Raw genomic sequence first — 16,251 nt, 5'->3', positions numbered from 1 at the left:
ATCCCCAACTTATTTATTCACACTGTTTTGGACGGAAAAAGGTCGACCATGTTACTGCGTGCAATCACCCCAGAGGATTGGGATGCTATTTTACAGATCCAGGAAGAATGTTACTCCCAACTGGATCCTGAACCCCTGCATGTATTGCAAAGCAAGTGGCACGTTTCACCTCAATCCTGCTTTGTGTTTGAGGTAAATGAGGCTGTGGTGGGCTATTGCCTCGCCCACCCTTGGACCACCAATATGCCTCCCGCACTGTATGAGCCCATCACTCAGTTACCTAAGGCTGATACCTTGTATCTGCACGATATTGCCATCTCGGTAAAGGCCCAAGGTTTAGGCGCAGGCTCCAAAGCCCTAATGCGCTTAAAGCAACTCGCGGATCGCTTTAACTTGAGCTCCCTCTCTCTGGTCGCGGTACAAGGTGCCGATAGCTACTGGCGTAAAATGGGCTTTAAACCTAAAGCCATTGAGAAATGCCTTGGCAGCTATACCGACGATGCAATGTATATGATTTATAAGCTTAATCATCGAGAAGAATGATGAACCCCACCCTAACGACTATTGGTTTACTCTGTCTTAGCAATATTTTTATGACCTTTGCATGGTATGGGCATTTAAAATCCTTAGGCTCAAAGCCTTGGATTATTGCCGCCTTAGTCAGTTGGGGCATCGCCTTATTTGAATACCTACTGCAAGTGCCCGCTAACCGCATCGGCTACACAGTGATGAATGTCGGCCAATTAAAAATCCTGCAGGAAGTCATCACCTTAAGCTTGTTTGTGCCCTTCGCCTATTTCTACATGAAGGAACCGCTCAAACTCGACTATCTCTGGGCTGGCCTGTGTATCCTCGGTGCGGTGTATTTTATTTTTAGAAGCGAATTTAACTAATTCCAGACTTATTTCAGGACTTTTTCAGGAGAAAACCATGGCGCGTCAAGTGACTTACACCTTCAAAGGTGAGACGAAAACCATCGCCTTTAGTTATGATAAACACCGCGATTTATACGAAGCCGTGGCCGAAGCCGAAGGCATAGACTTAACCAAGTTTCTCGCGATGGAACAACAAATTGCCATGACCTCACGCAAAGGTGCCAAGGCCGAAAAAGACTATCGTAAGGTCGAGTTTGCGCGCTTTGGGTTTAGCAATATCCACTTTGTACGCGATGAAGAACCCGAGGCCTAAGCCTTATCGTCATTTATCCATTTAGAATTAGGATTGCAGATGTTAAATGCTGAACATGCTAACTTTCCCCGTGCAGGATTCTTCCGCCGCTTAGGGGCAATGATCTATGACCTGCTGCTCGCAGTAGCCGTTTATATGTTTGCTGGCGCCATCGGCTTTGGTATTTTCTTCGGACTCACAGCCTCCGGCCTGATTAGCATGAATGGCTTTGAACATGTGTCCGACGCCCTCAATGGCACACCGATTTACCATGGGATTTATCAACTCTGGTTAGTGCTCTGTGTAGGCACCTTCTATGCGCTTTTTTGGAGTAAGGGCGGTCAAACCCTCGGGATGCGCGCTTGGCGCCTTAAGATCCAACATCCTAATGGCCAAAACCTAAGCCTTATCACCGCTTATGCACGCATCGTCTGGTCATTACTCGGCATTGGTAATCTGTGGGTGCTGATCAACGACGATAAACTCGCACTACAGGATATGATGACTCGCTCAGAGGTCGTAGTGTTATCCAAGGAAGCCAACCAAATGCGCAATTGGCATGGTGCATAAAGCGTAGCGCTTAAACCTAGCACCTAAGCCTCACAACCGTGATTAAGCTAATTTGCCCCAATAAAAAACGACGCCATATGGCGTCGTTTTTTATTATCCGCGTTTATCACCGCCGGATAAAGTAGAAGGCAATGCCAGTAAACAGCAGACTCGGCGCAATGGCCCCCACGTAGGCCGGCAACTCATAGACCATACTCATAGGGCCAAAGATCTCGTTACTGATATAGAAGCTAAACCCAGCCACTACACCGAGCAGCACCCGGGCGCCCATAGTCACGGTCCGCAGCGGCCCAAACACAAAGGATAAGGCCACCAGCATCATCACCCCGACCGTCACAGGCTGCATCACCTTGCGCCACAGGGCTAATTCGTAACGGCTTGGGTCTTGGCTGTTATTTTTAAGGTAATCTAAATAACCCATTAAGCCGCGAATCGATAAGGCCTCGGGCTTGACCGATACTACGCTAAGTTTGTCGGGCGTGAGACTTGAGCGCCAAATATCTTCATCTAAGTGTTCGAGCTTCACTTCGTCGTAGCTTAGGTCGGTACGCTTTACATCCATAAGATGCCAGCTGTCCTTACTGAACAAGGCACTCTTGGCATGCACAACATTCGTAAGCTTTAACTCACTGTTAAACTTATACAAAGTAATATTATTCAGCTTATCAATATCGGCGACTTCGCCAATATTCACGAACAAATCACCATCCTTTGCCCAAATGCCTCGGTGGGATTTAATCAAACTGCCGCCGGAGAGTTTAATGGCTTGGAGTTCATTGGCCTTTTGCTCGGCCACAGGCGCGCCCCACTCTCCCAAGGCCATCACCATCAACATCAATGGCACTGCAGTTTTCATCGCAGATAACGTGATTTGCAACCGCGACATGCCCGAGGCTTGCATCACCACCAGCTCAGAGTTCGAGGCCAGCATCCCCATGCCGATCAGCGCGCCTAACAGCACCGCCATCGGGAAAAACATTTCAATATCGCGAGGCACGAGGAATAACACATAAATGCCCGCATCCATCATGGAGTAGGAACCACGTCCCACTAAGCGCAGCTGGTCAACCCACTTGATGATGCCCGACAAGCCCGTCAACACCAGCAAACACAGCGCCGAAGTGCTTAATAAAACTCGGGCGATATAAAGGTCTAAAATCTTCATGCAGCCACCTTTTTACGCGCCATTGCCGCTGATAAACGGGCAAATAGGGGCCTGTCTTTACCGAGCAGTAAAATCCCCATAATCAGTGCCGACAAATGGATCCACCACATGCCTAAATACTGTGGAATAACGCCATCTTGCAGCGCTTTACGACCCGCAACCATCAGACCAAAATAACCTAGGTACAAGAGAACAGCGGGGAGCATTTTGGCGAACTTGCCTTGTCGCACATTGACGCGAGCCAAAGGCACTGCAATTAAGGTCATAATAGGAATCGCCAACGGAATTGCTAGACGCCAATGAAACTCAGCCACGGCTTCAGAACCTTCCACTTTCATCAAGTCTGCCAGCGGTAAAGCTGAAAGTTTACGGCGACGTTCATCGACCTGTTGTTCTTTGATTTGCATCTTATAGCCACCAAATTCAATCATTTGGTAGTCTTTTTGTTGTGGGCTGCCCTGATAACGCACCCCATCATTGAGTTGTAACTGCTGTGAGCCATTTTGATCTTCATTAACGCGCCCCCCCTTGGCAACAACGACGTTAGTCAAGCCGATTTCGTCATTTGGATCGGGGAGTTGGGCCACGAATACTTTTTCAAGCTCATTATCCTTGCCAATGCGTTCGACAAACAGTACCGCACGGCCATTGGGGCTGGCCTGAAAACGCCCTTGCACGAGCGCGGCAAGGCCTGCTTCAGATTGTGCTTTCTCCAGCACTTGGTTTTGTTGCTCCTCGGCCCAAGGCGCAACATAAAGGGATAAATACCCAGTAAACAACATGTTAATAACGGCGAGAATCAAAGTTACTCGGGTAACATACCATTCACTCACACCAACACCGTGCAGAATGACCATTTCATTCTCGGCATACATGCGGCCATGGGCCATGAGGATCCCAAGGAACAGACTTAAAGGTAAAACCAGAACAACCAGATAGGGTAAGTTGAGGCCTATCAAGGTGGCGATGAGAGAAGCGGGAAATTCACCGTCTGAGGCGTCGGCTAATATGCGCACGAAATGCTGGCTAATAAAAATAGTTAACAGTACAAAAAGTACCGCAATTTGCGCCTTTAAAACTTCTCGAATAAGGTATCTAAATACAATCACAGGTAGGATCCGGTCTCTAAACTTATCTTTTTGCTGGTAACAGACTAACTTTCATGTAAACTGTTTACTTTTGGTAGTTTTCTGACCAACTTCAGGGGTTCCTGGCTTACATTAAATGTCACGGCTTTTTCACAAAAACGTGACTCAAGTGCCGAGAATAAATCACCTTTGGAGTAATAACTTAGGCCCTTTTCGGGACAAGCAGACATTATCCAATAAATATAAAAATTTGTCTTTAAGAATCTAGGAGTGCTCATGGAGTTTAGCGTAAAGAGCGGTAGCCCCGAAAAACAACGCTCAGCCTGCATCGTTGTCGGTGTTTATGAACCCCGCCGTCTATCCGGTATCGCCGAGCAATTAGACAAGATTAGCGAAGGTTATATCAGTAATCTACTGCGTCGCGGCGATTTAGAAGGTAAGCCTGGGCAGATGTTATTACTGCACCACGTTCCTAATGTATTGAGTGAACGAGTGCTGTTAGTCGGTTGCGGCAAAGAACGAGAACTAGACGAGCGCCAGTACAAGCAGATTATCACTAAAACCATCAACACCTTAAATGAAACAGGTTCAATGGAAGCCGTATGCTTCTTAACCGAGTTACACGTTAAAGGTCGCGATACCTATTGGAAAGTTCGCCAAGCGGTCGAAACCACCAATAGCAGTTTATACAGCTTTGATGCGCTCAAAACCCGTAAAGGTGAGACCCGTCGTCCGCTGCGTAAATTAGTATTTAATGTGCCAACACGTCGCGAATTAACCTTAGGTGAACGCGCGATTGAGCACGGCATGGCCGTTTCTGCCGGTATGCATTTATGCCGCGATGTGGCTAACATGCCGCCAAATATCTGCAATCCAGCCTATTTAGCCTCTCAAGCTCGCCAATTGGCCGAAGTCCACGAAAATCTACATGTATCAACTGTAGGTGAAGAGCAAATGGCGAAACTCGGCATGAACTCTTACCTTGCCGTAGGCCGCGCCAGCGCCAATGAATCCATTATGACAGTGATGGAATATAAGGGTGCCGTCGACAGCACGGAAAAACCTATCGTATTGATTGGTAAAGGCTTGACTTTCGATTCAGGCGGTATTTCATTAAAACCGGGCGAAGCCATGGATGAAATGAAATACGACATGGGTGGCGCAGCAGGTGTTATCGGCACAATGAAAGCCATTTGTGAAATGAAGCTACCTATCAACGTCGTCGGTATTCTCGCAGGTTGTGAAAACATGCCATCGGGCAACGCTTACCGCCCAGGTGACATTTTAACCACCATGTCAGGGCAAACTGTTGAAGTTCTGAACACCGACGCCGAAGGCCGTCTAGTATTGTGTGATGTGTTAACCTATGTTGAACGTTTCGATCCTGAATTAGTGATTGACACTGCTACGCTCACTGGCGCCTGCGTGATTGCCTTAGGTAAACATGCATCGGGTCTGTTCTCATCACATAATCCACTTGCGCACGAGCTACTCAACGCAGGTGAGCAGAGTGGTGACCGCGCATGGCGTATGCCACTGTGGGATGAGTACCAAGATATGCTCGATAGCCCATTTGCCGATATGACCAACTTAGGTGGTCGTCCAGCGGGCGCGATTACTGCGGCTTGTTTCCTGTCTCGTTTCGCCAAGAAGTACAACTGGGCTCACTTAGACGTGGCCGGTACTGCCTGGAACAGCGGCGCGAATAAGGGTTCAACGGGTCGTCCTGTGCCAATTTTGACTCAGTTCCTGATCAATCGCGCAGGCGTAGAATTAGGCGAATAATCGCTAACAACACTGAAAAGGCGAAGAATTTCTTCGCCTTTTTTATTTGGCTCGAAGGCAAAATGACGATTGACTCAGGAATAATTGCAGCCTAGCAACGCCAAGAGGAAAGAAAATCACGATTGAATAATTTTTGATTGACAGCCACGCCCTCGCCCTTTAGTTTTACTCCCTATGAAAACAAATACCGCAGCTTTTTTTACTTTCTTTTTTACACCCCCACTCTAGGAGGCGGATTTACTGTGTAAAAACGAAAGTAAAAATCCAAAGCCTCCCACTGGGAGGCTTTTTCGTCTTAAACGCTCGATAATACGGTGGCAAATGAGGTCAGAATGCAAAAACCACAGCCTTTAAATCAAACGCGAGAACAAATTACTCACCTCGACAATGAGCTTCTCTCGTTACTCGCCGAACGTCGACGCCTAAGCCTTGAAGTGGCCCGCAGTAAAGAAGTGGATGTGAGACCCATTCGCGACACCCAAAGGGAAAAAGAACTGCTGGCAAGATTAGTCACAGCTGGTCGAGAAAAAGGCTTAGATGCCCATTACGTGATCTCACTGTATCAAAGCATTATCGAAGACTCAGTCCTTAATCAACAGGCTTATCTCCACGGCCGTGCTAATCCAGAAACCCAAAAACAGCAGTACTGTATCGCTTACCTTGGCGCCCGCGGCTCCTACTCTTACTTAGCCGCTTCTCGCTATTGCCAACGTCGTCAGGTTGAGATGCTCGACTTAGGCTGCCAAAGTTTCGATGAGATTGTCCAAGCCGTTGAGTCAGGCCACGCCGACTATGGCTTTTTGCCGATTGAAAACACTTCGTCTGGCTCAATCAACGAAGTATATGATGTGCTGCAACATACGAGTCTGTCCATCGTAGGCGAGACGACTATCGAAGTCAGCCATTGCCTGTTGGGCAAACCGGGTAGCAAACTGAGCGATATCAAAACTGTTTATGCCCATCCGCAGCCAATCAGTCAGTGCAGCCGTTATCTGAGCCTGCACAAGGACTTAAGACTGGAATATTGCTCAAGCAGCGCCGAAGCAATGGAGAAGGTCAATCAATCTGCCGACAATAGCGCCGCTGCGATTGGTAGCACCGAAGGTGGCGCGCTTTACCAACTCGAGTCGATTGAGTCAGGCCTTGCCAATCAAAAGATTAACCAGAGCCGCTTTATCGTGGTGGCTCGAAAAGCCGTAGCCGTACCCGAGCAATTGCCCGCTAAAACCACCTTGATTATGGCTACTGGCCAAAAGGCAGGGGCGTTGGTAGAAGCCCTATTGGTACTTAAAGCGCATCAGCTCAATATGAGCAAACTCGAATCTCGCCCTATTCCAGGCACGCCGTGGGAAGAAATGTTCTATCTGGATATCGATGCCAATATCTCCAGCGAAGCCATGCAGCAAGGGCTAAAGCAGCTCGAGAGGATCACGCGCTTTATCAAAGTATTAGGATGTTACCCCTGCGAAACCGTCAAACCGACGCAACTCAGTAATAGCCAATTACTCATCGAGCCGAACACCTCAAAAGCTGAGGTGATAAGCACGGTGAGCCTTGACCCGTCGCCCTATCGCTTCAGTAAGGCGTACAAGGCGCAGGCGAGTGAAATTCACTGCGGCCCCTTTACCATTGGCGCAGGCCATATTGGTGCTATAGCCAAAATCACGTTGAGCAAAAGCCTACTGCAGCAAGAGTCGTCACAGGCCGCCTTATCCGCCTTTGAGCGCAGAGTAAAACAGCTAAAAGAAGCGGGTTTCCAAGCGGTGATTTTAGATGGATGTCACTCACTCGCCTCGGCCGAAGCCATCATCCCTAAGCTGCGCCAAACCCTACATCAGTATGATTTGCTCTGTGTCATCGCCATCGAACAGGCGACGGATATGCCATTGGCGACTGGTCATGCCGACATGCTGTTCTTAACGGGCAAACAAATGTTTAATCAGACCTTGCTGACTCAGGCAGGCACCTTGCCGATTCCGCTATTCCTCGAACGTAACGATATGGCAAGTTATGAGGAATTTATGGCGGCCACGGAGACGATTTTAAGTCAAGGGAACCAACAGCTTATCCTATGTGACTCTGGTATTCGAACCTATAACAATGCCAACTTACCCACCTTGGATTTAGCAAGCCTCATTCAAATAAAAGCCAACAGTCATCTCCCCATAGTGATTAACCCTTGTTATGCCATCAGCGAAGATGCGCTGCCACTGCAAACTCAAGGGATTAAACAGCTGAAAGCCGATGGCCTAGTGCTAAATTGCTCCCTTGAAGAAGATAAAACACATGACTCATTGGCGCTGATGAGCGAGGTCGTAAGGGAGTTATATCGCTAATTTGCGTGTATAAGGATACTGAAGAACATACAGCCACGAATATCGTGGCTGTATTGTTTAGGGCTTAGGATTTAAGACTGTAGATTTAGGGCTGCGGATTTAGCGCTTCGCGTTTGGGTTTATCCCTCGAGGGTAATCCCAGCTGACCTAGGTTCGCTCAGTTGCAATCTGATTATTAGCCTCTGTTGCCACCGCATTACTGCGGCGAATTAACCCCGTCATACTCGAGCCTTGCACTAGGATTGAAAACACCACCACGGCATAGGTCATCACGAGCACAAGCTCTCGCAGCTCGGCACCTGTTTGTGAATCGATAATCACGCCCTCGGGTAAACTCATCGCCATAGCTAAGGCTAAACCGCCCCTGAGTCCTCCCCAAATGAGTATCGACTCGGCATAGGGATTGTACGACTTAACCAACCTAAACCCGATATAGGGCAGCAATACACTTACCGCCCGAGCAGTTAACACCAATGGAATGGCCACTAACATAAACCACCATAATGGCGCCTTAAAGGTGACGAGCAGGAGTAATAATCCCAGCAGAAGGAACAGCAGCGCATTGAAGAAGGATTCAATCAGCGACCAAAAAGTGTAGAGTTTTACCCGCTCTTGACGCGCAAAATACTTAGGCACGCTGTAGTTACCGATAATTATCCCCGCACTCACCATCGCCAGCGGTCCCGACACACCTAACACTTCGGCGATGACATAACCCGCCGTCGGGATCAGTAAAGTCACCAACATCAGCTGGGTTTCTTCCTCACAGTAGCGAAAGAAATGGTGCAACAATACACCCAGCACGGCGCCATAAACGACGCCCCCGAGCGCCTCTTGGACGAACAATAGCGAGATTTGCGAAAAGGTCAGCGGCTCAGTTGAAAAGGCCAGATGGGAGATGGCCACAAAAATCACTAACCCTATGCCATCGTTAAAGAGTGACTCCCCTTCTACCTGAATGGCAATATCTTCGGGCGCGCCCATCTTCTTCAGAATGGCTAACACGGCAATTGGATCTGTGGGTGAAATCAAGGCGCCAAAGAGCAAACAATGGCTTAGGGCCAAGGGCAATCCCAGCATGGGAGCAATGTAGTAAAGCAAACCACCGACGATAAAAGTCGAGAGCAAGGTACTGACAAAGGCAAGAATGAGAATTTCCCACTTCTGATGCCTTAAGATTTTTAAGCGGATCTGTAATGCCCCAGCAAACAAGAGAAAACCCAACATGCCGTTAAGTAACAGAGCCTGAAAGTCGAGCTTCTCCAGCCCAGCCACAAAGTAACCATAAACATGGCCGCCAAGCGCTTTACCACCCAGTAAGAGTAACAGGCTCATGCCCAACGCCAATGCGGTAATGGCGACGGTTTCTTGCAGCTTATGCAAACGCGAGGATGCCACAGACGTGACTAAGGCTAACGCACAGAGAATACAGAGAATTTGATAACTCGTCATAAGAGTCTCTAATCACCCTAAGATGAAGAGACTCTAGCACAAGTTTTAGACTTCTAAACCATCCAACAGACTTAACCAGCCTTTAATAATCCGATGGCAAAACCAAATGATACCAAAGAGATAAATCGAAAGACTGAGCCAAGTGATCGGCAGGCAATAGCCCAACACCAACAGGCCGAGAAATATCACATTGGAATGACGTTGCCAGCGTAAATGCGATGCCAGCAAGGCATTACCTTGCGTATGCCGTTGAGACAAGTTGATAAATAGACTCAACAACACCGGCAGCAGTAACAGCGGGAAGCCTGACATTAAGGCGTAAAGCAAATGGCCTAAGCTGCGATCTTCAATTTTTGCGGCATATGTGGTTGTCGTTGTCATTGAGAGACTCCAGCCAGACGATGGGACTGGGCGTTACTCCGCCCTCGTCTTTAACCTTACGTTCTCGCAGACATAATCGCAACTAAGGCGCAAAAATATTTCCGCGCGAGAGTTTTTAAACCACCAATGTAATGAATCGACCAATGCCCTTCGCTGGCATATATCAGGTCAAAGACAGAGTCACATCCGATTTGAGTTTAGTCGAGCAAGCTAACACATATCCGGCATCGATTTCGGTAGGTGTTAAGGTCATGCTACTTGTGGACTCGGTCTCCCCTTCGAGCACTTGGCATTTGCACGCACCGCATACGCCCGAACGGCAGGCTGCAATAATCGGTAAGCCTTCGGCTTCAATCCCTTCAAGCAAGGTTTGCTCGGCCGTTAAAGCCCGCTTTTTATCGCCTATGGATAACATAAAACTGTTACTGCCACTCACAGGAGCCTCAGTCTGCATTTCTGCCTGTTTTACGCGGCTTTGCGCCTCTTTCACCGCTGTGGCAAAACTCTCGTGATACAACTGAGTCATATCGAAGTTAAGCTCAGCAAGAATCGTTTTGACCGCCTGCATATAAGGCTCTGGCCCGCACAAAAATACGGTTCGCTCGGCAAAATCAGGGACTAAAGCTCGAAGATTATTGGCACTTAAACGGCCGATATCATGCAATACCGCCTCGGGATGCCAAGCCGTGTCCGCAGTGACATCCTCAACAATGTAACGCAGCTTAAAATCTCGATGGCGCGTAGCCATGGTCTCTAATGACGTTTTAAAAATAATATCGGCCTGGGTGCGAGCACTATGTACAAAAGCAATGTCGGCATTCATTTGGCTGTCGGTTAAATAACGCGACATCGAATACATGGGCGTGATCCCACAGCCTGCACTCAAAAATAGGTATTTTTTGGCAGGAATATCAAACAGATTAAACTGCCCCGTTGGCGGTAAGACGCGTACCGTTTGCCCCGGGTGTAAATGATCAATCAAGTAATTCGACACCAGTCCACCATCGACTCGCTTAATGGTTAACATTAAGGAGTAAGGTCTCGAAGGGGTTGAGGACAAGGTGTAACTGCGGCAAGCCTGCTCACCGTTGATCTCTAGCACTAAGGTCATAAATTGCCCCGGCTTATAATCAAACTTCATCGGCTCACCGGCTTGAAAACGAAAACTCACCACATCGGCGGTTTCGTTCCAGCGCTCCACACACACTAACTGGCTAAAACCCACAACACTTGCAGGCGCAGAAGATAAAGCGGGACTTGGCATGATATTTTGCATAGTACTGATATTCATCGTCTTTGTATCCATAACACTGCGGCTTTAACGCGAAAGCCGCAGTGACTCCATGCATAAATCGGCCTAGGCCACGTTCAGCATGGTCTTCAGATCGGCTTCAACTGTGGTGGTGTTACGCAGGCCAAATTTTTCTTCCAAAATTTTGGCAAGATTAGCCGTTAAAAACGCCGGCGGTGTTGGGCCGGTGCGGATGTTTTTCACCCCAAGCGACAACAGCGTCAGCAGCACGACAATGGCTTTCTGCTCAAACCATGAAAGTACGAGGTTCAATGGTAATTCATTGATATCGCATTCAAAGATTTGTGATAGCGCGATAGCTAACTGAATAGCCGAATAGGCATCGTTACATTGGCCAATGTCGAGTAAGCGCGGAATGCCGTTGATATCGCCAAATTCCAGCTTGTTAAATTTGTACTTACCACAACCTAAGGTCAGGATGACGGAATCCTTTGGCGCCGATTTCGCTAAATCGGTGAAATAACTCCGCTCCGACTTATCACCATCACAACCACCAACTAAGAAGAAGTGTTTGATAGAACCGTTTTTGACGTTTTCCACCACAGTCGGCGCTGCGGCCATTAAGGCATTACGAGCAAAACCAATGGTGATATTGTGTGGAATTTCATCGTATTGGAAGCCATCGAGTGAGAGAGCCTTGTCGATCACAACTGAAAAATCATCCCCAATTACATGGGTCACACCAGGCCAACCCACGATACTGCGGGTAAAGATACGGTCGCTGTATTGGCCCACATTCGGGTCGATAATACAGTTTGACGTCATCACTACAGCGCCGGGGAAATTAGCGAATTCTTTTTGCTGATTCTGCCATGCACTGCCGTAGTTACCCACTAAATGGGCATATTTTTTAAAGGCGGGATACGCAAGCGCAGGCAGCATTTCGCCATGGGTATAAACATTAATGCCTTTGCCCGCCGTTTGCTCGAGGATAAGCTCTAAGTCCTTCATATCATGGCCAGAAACCAGAATCGCTTTGCCTTTAACAGGTTTAGTATTGACGACAGTCGGTTCTGGATGACCGAAGGCTTCGGTCTCGCCCGCATCGAGCATCGCCATGATACGGTAGTTCAGCTGACCAATATCCATGGCTGTTGTGAACAGTTTATCGGCATCGACACTCGGCTCACCAAGAAACGCCATGATCTCATGGAAGCGACCAGCAATCTCAGCATCAGTTTTACCTAATACACGGGCGTGCTCCATGTAAGCCGCCGCCCCTTTAAGGCCATATAAGCACAGCAGTCTCAGCCCAAGGATATCTTCGTGGATCTCATTTTTATCTTTATTGAGTAAGGCGACTGGCGCTTGAGACAACATTTCGGGCTTGCTGGTACCCAGTACAAATTGCGCCACAGGAGGGAGTGATTCAGCCCGTTTACCCGCAGCTTCACACGCCGCTTCATAGGCATTTTTTAAACTTTCACGGTATTCAGCGGCCTGCTTGGCATAGGCGATGATGCGTTCATCATCGAAGTTAACGTTGGTTAAGGTCGAGAAAAAAGCTTTAGGAACAAAGGTATCCACCTCAGGGTTAATGACGCCCAGTTCACGCGCCTTAGTCGCATACACTGAAACACCCTGCAGCATATAGATTAACAAATCTTGCAGATCCGAGGTCGCGGCCAATTTGCCACACATGCCTTGGGCATAGCTACAACCGTTGCCAGCTGGGGTACGAATAGTTTGCTCACACTGAATACAAAACATGGATAGACTCCTAATTTAAATTCATGCTTTATTTTTGCATGTTTAAAATAAGTCTACCGAAACCATGAATAAGCGATAGCATTTTCTTGGTTCGAATGCGAAATCTTAGAGAGAGATCACCTTCAGCAATTGCTAATTAACAGGGTAAAATCAGCCTGAAATCCTAAAAAAAATGCCCATCAAAGATGGGCATTTTTATGGCTAACTCATTCATTATCAGTTTGTTTTCATATCACTGACCGATTGCAGCATCATGCGGCTTTCACGCTGAAACTGCGGAGCAAAATCACCAAACCATTTTGCAACCGTTTGGAACTGGCTGATAAACGCGTCCCTATCGCCCCGTTTTAACAGCTCTAATGCCTCGCGGTAGTTATCCAAATAATCGCCAATCGCATGCTGGCTATCCTGCTGGGCAAAAATAATATCGGCATAGAGTTCAGGGCTTTGAGCAAACAAACGCCCTACCATGGCGAGTTCTAAGCGATAGATAGGTGAACTAAATTGCAGCAGGGTTTCAATATCCGCTTCTTCTTTGCAAAGATTCAAGCCATACACAAAGGTCGAGAAGTGACGCATCGCCTGTACCAGCTGCATCGCATTGTCGTGACGTTCAGGCTCAGCTTCGACAATCCGTGCGCCCCAAATTCCAATTTGCTCGAGCAACCATTGGTATTTATCGGCTTCGCGGCCATGGCACACCACCACAACCTGCTTAGCCAAACTGCCGACATCTGGGCCAAACATGGGATGAAAGCCGACAACGGGCCCTTTGTGAGCGGCTAACATGGCATTCATGGGTTCAGTCTTGATCGAGGTTAAGTCGGCTAAGATACATTCCTGTGGTAATTGAGTCAGTTTCTCACGGATAATGTCGCAGGTGATGGCGATAGGCACAGTCACCAATACCAATCCAGCATCGGCAAATAAGGTTTCCGCTTGCTGCCAGTCGTCTTTATCCAACACTTTGACCTGATAACCCGAGAGCGACAGCATTTGTTGGAACAGTCCACCAAGCTGACCCTTACCACCAACAATCACGATCGAACCGAGATCGTTTTTCACTTGCTTAAAGCCGACATCCTTTTCGTTGAGATAAGATTCACGCATCAAGCGGCGCAAAATATCTTCAATCAGTTGCGGCGCAATGCCCATGGTTTTGGCTTCTTCGCGACGTTTTGCCAGCATTGCCGCTTCACGTTGCGGTGCATAAATCGGCAGTCCTGCGGCATGTTTTACCGTCCCTACCTGGGCGACTAAATCTAAGCGTTTACGTAGTAAATGCAGCAATTGCTGGTCGACACCATCGATGAGACCGCGAAGGTGTTCTAATTCAGTTGTGGTTTTTTCGTTCATCTTATCAGTCCACTACACACCTAAAATAAGGTGTTTAAACATTCGGCTCTTAAGATTGACTCTTAAGCATTGGCCACTTTGAGCATATCGAAACGGGTTGCTAATACCGAAGATAACTTCGATGCGCCCGCACGTAAAACGCTTTCGGTTTTTTCCCAATTAATACAGGAGTCCGTCACAGAAACCCCATAGGCCAGTTCGCTCAATGGTTTATCACAACTTTGATTACCTTCGTTTAAATGGCTTTCTAACATCACGCCGATGATGGACTTATTGCCGTTGTAGATCTGGTCAAATACATCCTCACACACTGGAACTTGCCTGGTGTAGTCCTTAGAGGAATTACCGTGGCTGCAATCGATAATAAGGCGAGCATTGAGTTTGGCTTTATGTAACTGCGCCTCACACTCGGCAACGCTCTTAGCATCATAGTTGGGCGTTGCGCCGCCACGGAGGATCACATGTCCATCGGGATTTCCCGCGGTTTGCAATAACGCCACTTGGCCCTGCTGGTTAATCCCCATAAATCTGTGGCTGCTGGCCGCCGATTTCAGCGCGTTAATCGCTACATCAAGCTTTCCATCTGTGCCATTTTTAAAGCCGACGGGCATAGATAAACCCGACGCCATTTCTCTGTGGGTTTGCGACTCAGTCGTGCGAGCACCAATGGCCGACCAAGTGACTAATTCCGAGATGTACTGAGGGCTGATAGGATCGAGCGCTTCGGTTGCCACTGGCAGTTCGAGCTCAGCTAGCCAAATCATCAGCTCACGGGCCATTTTTAAACCCTTCTCAACATCGAAGGACTCGTCCATATCAGGATCGTTAATCATCCCCTTCCAACCCACTGTGGTACGAGGCTTCTCAAAATACACTCGCATCAAGATGTAAAACTCATCGCTGAGTTCATCGTGTAATTTTTTAAGTTTTAAGGCGTATTCCTTAGCGGCATCGATATCATGGATAGAACAGGGTCCAGTAACGATAAGCACGCGGTTATCGCGCTTATGGACGATATCCGCCACGGTTTTGCGTGCATTGAGGATATAACGATACGCGTGCTCAGAGAGTGGCAGGACCGCTTTTAGCTCCTGCGGTGTAATAAGAACTTTCTCTGAACTGATGTGTACGTTATTGATCGTATCCTGTTGCATGCTTACCACCTAAAACTGAAGTCATATCCCCACATTATCAGGAGTCTGGATCTCAAACTGCTGCGGGGAAAAATAAATAGCCGAGGCCACCATGTAATATCGTAACGCTACACCATTACAGTGAGCGACCAATATGCCTATTAATTGGCAGAAGATCAAGGAAGAATTTAACAAAATCGGCATTTATACCAATCGCATTAAATATCTGTTCATTCCGCGGAAGTTAAACGCGCTTTAGACAAGGCGAAGGCTTGAAGGCATAGTGGTTCTCTGTCGAAAGCCGTATTAACCCGAAACGCACGCGAAATGGCTAAATAGATAAACGTCAGACAACAAAAAACCGCCACGAGGGCGGTTTTCTGTGCGAACACTACGTCTTGTTTTCTGTAGCGGGTACTATTACTTAGTAGCCAGCTTTTCACGGATACGTGCAGATTTACCTGAACGATCACGTAAGTAGTACAGTTTGGCGCGACGAACGCGGCCACGACGCTTAACTTCAATGCTAGCGATCAGAGGGCTGTGCGTTTGGAATGCACGCTCAACACCTTCGCCATTAGAGATTTTACGTACTGTGAATGCAGAGTGCAGACCACGGTTACGCTTAGCAATTACAACGCCTTCGAAAGCCTGTAAACGCTCTTTATCACCTTCTTTAACACGAACCTGAACTACTACTGTATCACCAGCACCAAACGCAGGTACGTCTTGTTTCATTTGCTCATCGTTGAGCATTTTAATGATGTTGTTCATAACTTACTCCGTTCTAGAATTA

At 47.8% G+C, this 16,251-nt stretch carries 15 protein-coding genes and 1 other annotated feature; of the genes, 6 read left to right on the top strand and 9 right to left on the bottom strand.

Annotation, left to right across the window (positions count from 1 at the left end; genetic code table 11):
* The first annotated feature begins 48 nt into the window (after nt 1-48).
* Genes ACUZ8J_RS06050 through ACUZ8J_RS06035 form a run of 4 tightly spaced genes read left to right on the top strand, consistent with a single transcriptional unit; the run spans nt 49 to nt 1,737 of the window.
* The gene (locus tag ACUZ8J_RS06050) at nt 49-543 is read left to right on the top strand and encodes a GNAT family N-acetyltransferase (RefSeq protein WP_011623571.1); all 495 of its coding nucleotides are present in this window, start codon (nt 49-51) and stop codon (nt 541-543) included.
* Nucleotides 543-893, top strand: a complete 351-nt coding sequence (locus tag ACUZ8J_RS06045) for a DMT family protein (RefSeq protein ID WP_037415674.1) — start codon at nt 543-545, stop codon at nt 891-893. Before ACUZ8J_RS06050 ends, ACUZ8J_RS06045 begins: the two co-directional genes overlap by 1 nt.
* Before the next feature lie 37 nt (nt 894-930).
* Complete coding sequence (locus ACUZ8J_RS06040; protein ID WP_011626864.1) at nt 931-1,188, top strand: DUF2960 domain-containing protein; 258 nt, start codon at nt 931-933, stop codon at nt 1,186-1,188.
* A gap of 39 nt (nt 1,189-1,227) precedes the next feature.
* Nucleotides 1,228-1,737: an RDD family protein gene (locus ACUZ8J_RS06035; protein ID WP_011717856.1), complete on the top strand. Its 510-nt coding sequence runs from the start codon at nt 1,228-1,230 to the stop codon at nt 1,735-1,737.
* Between the two features lie 106 nt (nt 1,738-1,843).
* Here ACUZ8J_RS06035 and lptG read toward each other — a convergent pair whose 3' ends face one another.
* Nucleotides 1,844-2,902 (bottom strand): LPS export ABC transporter permease LptG, encoded by a 1,059-nt coding sequence (gene lptG / locus ACUZ8J_RS06030; RefSeq protein WP_086903315.1) that lies wholly within the window; start codon nt 2,900-2,902, stop codon nt 1,844-1,846.
* Entirely contained in the window at nt 2,899-4,011 is a 1,113-nt protein-coding gene (gene lptF, locus ACUZ8J_RS06025; RefSeq protein ID WP_037415652.1) for an LPS export ABC transporter permease LptF, read from the bottom strand. The genes lptG and lptF overlap by 4 nt, the downstream gene beginning before the upstream one ends.
* 255 nt (nt 4,012-4,266) lie before the next feature.
* Between lptF and pepA the strand changes: the two genes are divergently transcribed.
* Both pepA and ACUZ8J_RS06015 read left to right on the top strand, forming a co-directional pair.
* Nucleotides 4,267-5,775: a leucyl aminopeptidase gene (gene pepA, locus ACUZ8J_RS06020; RefSeq protein ID WP_047538030.1), complete on the top strand. Its 1,509-nt coding sequence runs from the start codon at nt 4,267-4,269 to the stop codon at nt 5,773-5,775.
* Nucleotides 5,776-5,951: 176 nt separating this feature from the next.
* Nucleotides 5,952-6,070: a sequence feature (Phe leader region), on the top strand.
* Nucleotides 6,071-6,107: 37 nt separating this feature from the next.
* Entirely contained in the window at nt 6,108-8,111 is a 2,004-nt protein-coding gene (locus tag ACUZ8J_RS06015; RefSeq protein WP_446693339.1) for a chorismate mutase, read from the top strand.
* 147 nt (nt 8,112-8,258) lie between these two features.
* Here ACUZ8J_RS06015 and ACUZ8J_RS06010 read toward each other — a convergent pair whose 3' ends face one another.
* From ACUZ8J_RS06010 to rplS, 7 genes are all read right to left on the bottom strand, one after another.
* Entirely contained in the window at nt 8,259-9,563 is a 1,305-nt protein-coding gene (locus ACUZ8J_RS06010; RefSeq protein ID WP_446693338.1) for a cation:proton antiporter, read from the bottom strand.
* 45 nt (nt 9,564-9,608) lie between these two features.
* The gene (locus tag ACUZ8J_RS06005) at nt 9,609-9,944 is read right to left on the bottom strand and encodes a hypothetical protein (protein ID WP_011623581.1); all 336 of its coding nucleotides are present in this window, start codon (nt 9,942-9,944) and stop codon (nt 9,609-9,611) included.
* Between the two features lie 163 nt (nt 9,945-10,107).
* The gene (locus ACUZ8J_RS06000) at nt 10,108-11,250 is read right to left on the bottom strand and encodes an FAD-binding oxidoreductase (protein ID WP_446693337.1); all 1,143 of its coding nucleotides are present in this window, start codon (nt 11,248-11,250) and stop codon (nt 10,108-10,110) included.
* A gap of 51 nt (nt 11,251-11,301) precedes the next feature.
* Entirely contained in the window at nt 11,302-12,966 is a 1,665-nt protein-coding gene (gene hcp, locus ACUZ8J_RS05995) for a hydroxylamine reductase (RefSeq protein ID WP_011717862.1), read from the bottom strand.
* Between the two features lie 216 nt (nt 12,967-13,182).
* Nucleotides 13,183-14,322: a bifunctional chorismate mutase/prephenate dehydrogenase gene (gene tyrA, locus ACUZ8J_RS05990; RefSeq protein WP_446693336.1), complete on the bottom strand. Its 1,140-nt coding sequence runs from the start codon at nt 14,320-14,322 to the stop codon at nt 13,183-13,185.
* 62 nt (nt 14,323-14,384) lie between these two features.
* Nucleotides 14,385-15,476 carry a 3-deoxy-7-phosphoheptulonate synthase gene (locus tag ACUZ8J_RS05985; RefSeq protein ID WP_446693335.1) on the bottom strand — a complete coding sequence of 364 codons (1,092 nt, stop codon included), beginning with the start codon at nt 15,474-15,476 and terminating at the stop codon, nt 14,385-14,387.
* 399 nt (nt 15,477-15,875) lie between these two features.
* Nucleotides 15,876-16,229, bottom strand: a complete 354-nt coding sequence (gene rplS, locus ACUZ8J_RS05980) for a 50S ribosomal protein L19 (RefSeq protein WP_006080791.1) — start codon at nt 16,227-16,229, stop codon at nt 15,876-15,878.
* Between the last annotated feature and the right edge of the window lie 22 nt (nt 16,230-16,251).

Source organism: Shewanella sp. Koi 1, assembly GCF_052907445.1.
Note: the sequence above shows the minus strand (reverse complement) of the source record. Positions and strands in the feature narration are given on the sequence as shown.

What these genes read in the sequence shown, in the direction of transcription:
- tyrA (WP_446693336.1), bottom strand. Translation starts at nt 14,322, where the DNA reads ATGAACGAAAAAACCACAACTGAATTAGAACACCTTCGCGGTCTCATC.
- pepA (WP_047538030.1), top strand. Translation starts at nt 4,267, where the DNA reads ATGGAGTTTAGCGTAAAGAGCGGTAGCCCCGAAAAACAACGCTCAGCC.
- ACUZ8J_RS06035 (WP_011717856.1), top strand. Translation starts at nt 1,228, where the DNA reads ATGTTAAATGCTGAACATGCTAACTTTCCCCGTGCAGGATTCTTCCGC.
- rplS (WP_006080791.1), bottom strand. Translation starts at nt 16,229, where the DNA reads ATGAACAACATCATTAAAATGCTCAACGATGAGCAAATGAAACAAGAC.
- ACUZ8J_RS06000 (WP_446693337.1), bottom strand. Translation starts at nt 11,250, where the DNA reads ATGGATACAAAGACGATGAATATCAGTACTATGCAAAATATCATGCCA.
- lptG (WP_086903315.1), bottom strand. Translation starts at nt 2,902, where the DNA reads ATGAAGATTTTAGACCTTTATATCGCCCGAGTTTTATTAAGCACTTCG.
- ACUZ8J_RS06045 (WP_037415674.1), top strand. Translation starts at nt 543, where the DNA reads ATGAACCCCACCCTAACGACTATTGGTTTACTCTGTCTTAGCAATATT.
- ACUZ8J_RS06005 (WP_011623581.1), bottom strand. Translation starts at nt 9,944, where the DNA reads ATGACAACGACAACCACATATGCCGCAAAAATTGAAGATCGCAGCTTA.
- ACUZ8J_RS05985 (WP_446693335.1), bottom strand. Translation starts at nt 15,476, where the DNA reads ATGCAACAGGATACGATCAATAACGTACACATCAGTTCAGAGAAAGTT.
- ACUZ8J_RS06015 (WP_446693339.1), top strand. Translation starts at nt 6,108, where the DNA reads ATGCAAAAACCACAGCCTTTAAATCAAACGCGAGAACAAATTACTCAC.
- ACUZ8J_RS06050 (WP_011623571.1), top strand. Translation starts at nt 49, where the DNA reads ATGTTACTGCGTGCAATCACCCCAGAGGATTGGGATGCTATTTTACAG.
- ACUZ8J_RS06010 (WP_446693338.1), bottom strand. Translation starts at nt 9,563, where the DNA reads ATGACGAGTTATCAAATTCTCTGTATTCTCTGTGCGTTAGCCTTAGTC.
- ACUZ8J_RS06040 (WP_011626864.1), top strand. Translation starts at nt 931, where the DNA reads ATGGCGCGTCAAGTGACTTACACCTTCAAAGGTGAGACGAAAACCATC.
- hcp (WP_011717862.1), bottom strand. Translation starts at nt 12,966, where the DNA reads ATGTTTTGTATTCAGTGTGAGCAAACTATTCGTACCCCAGCTGGCAAC.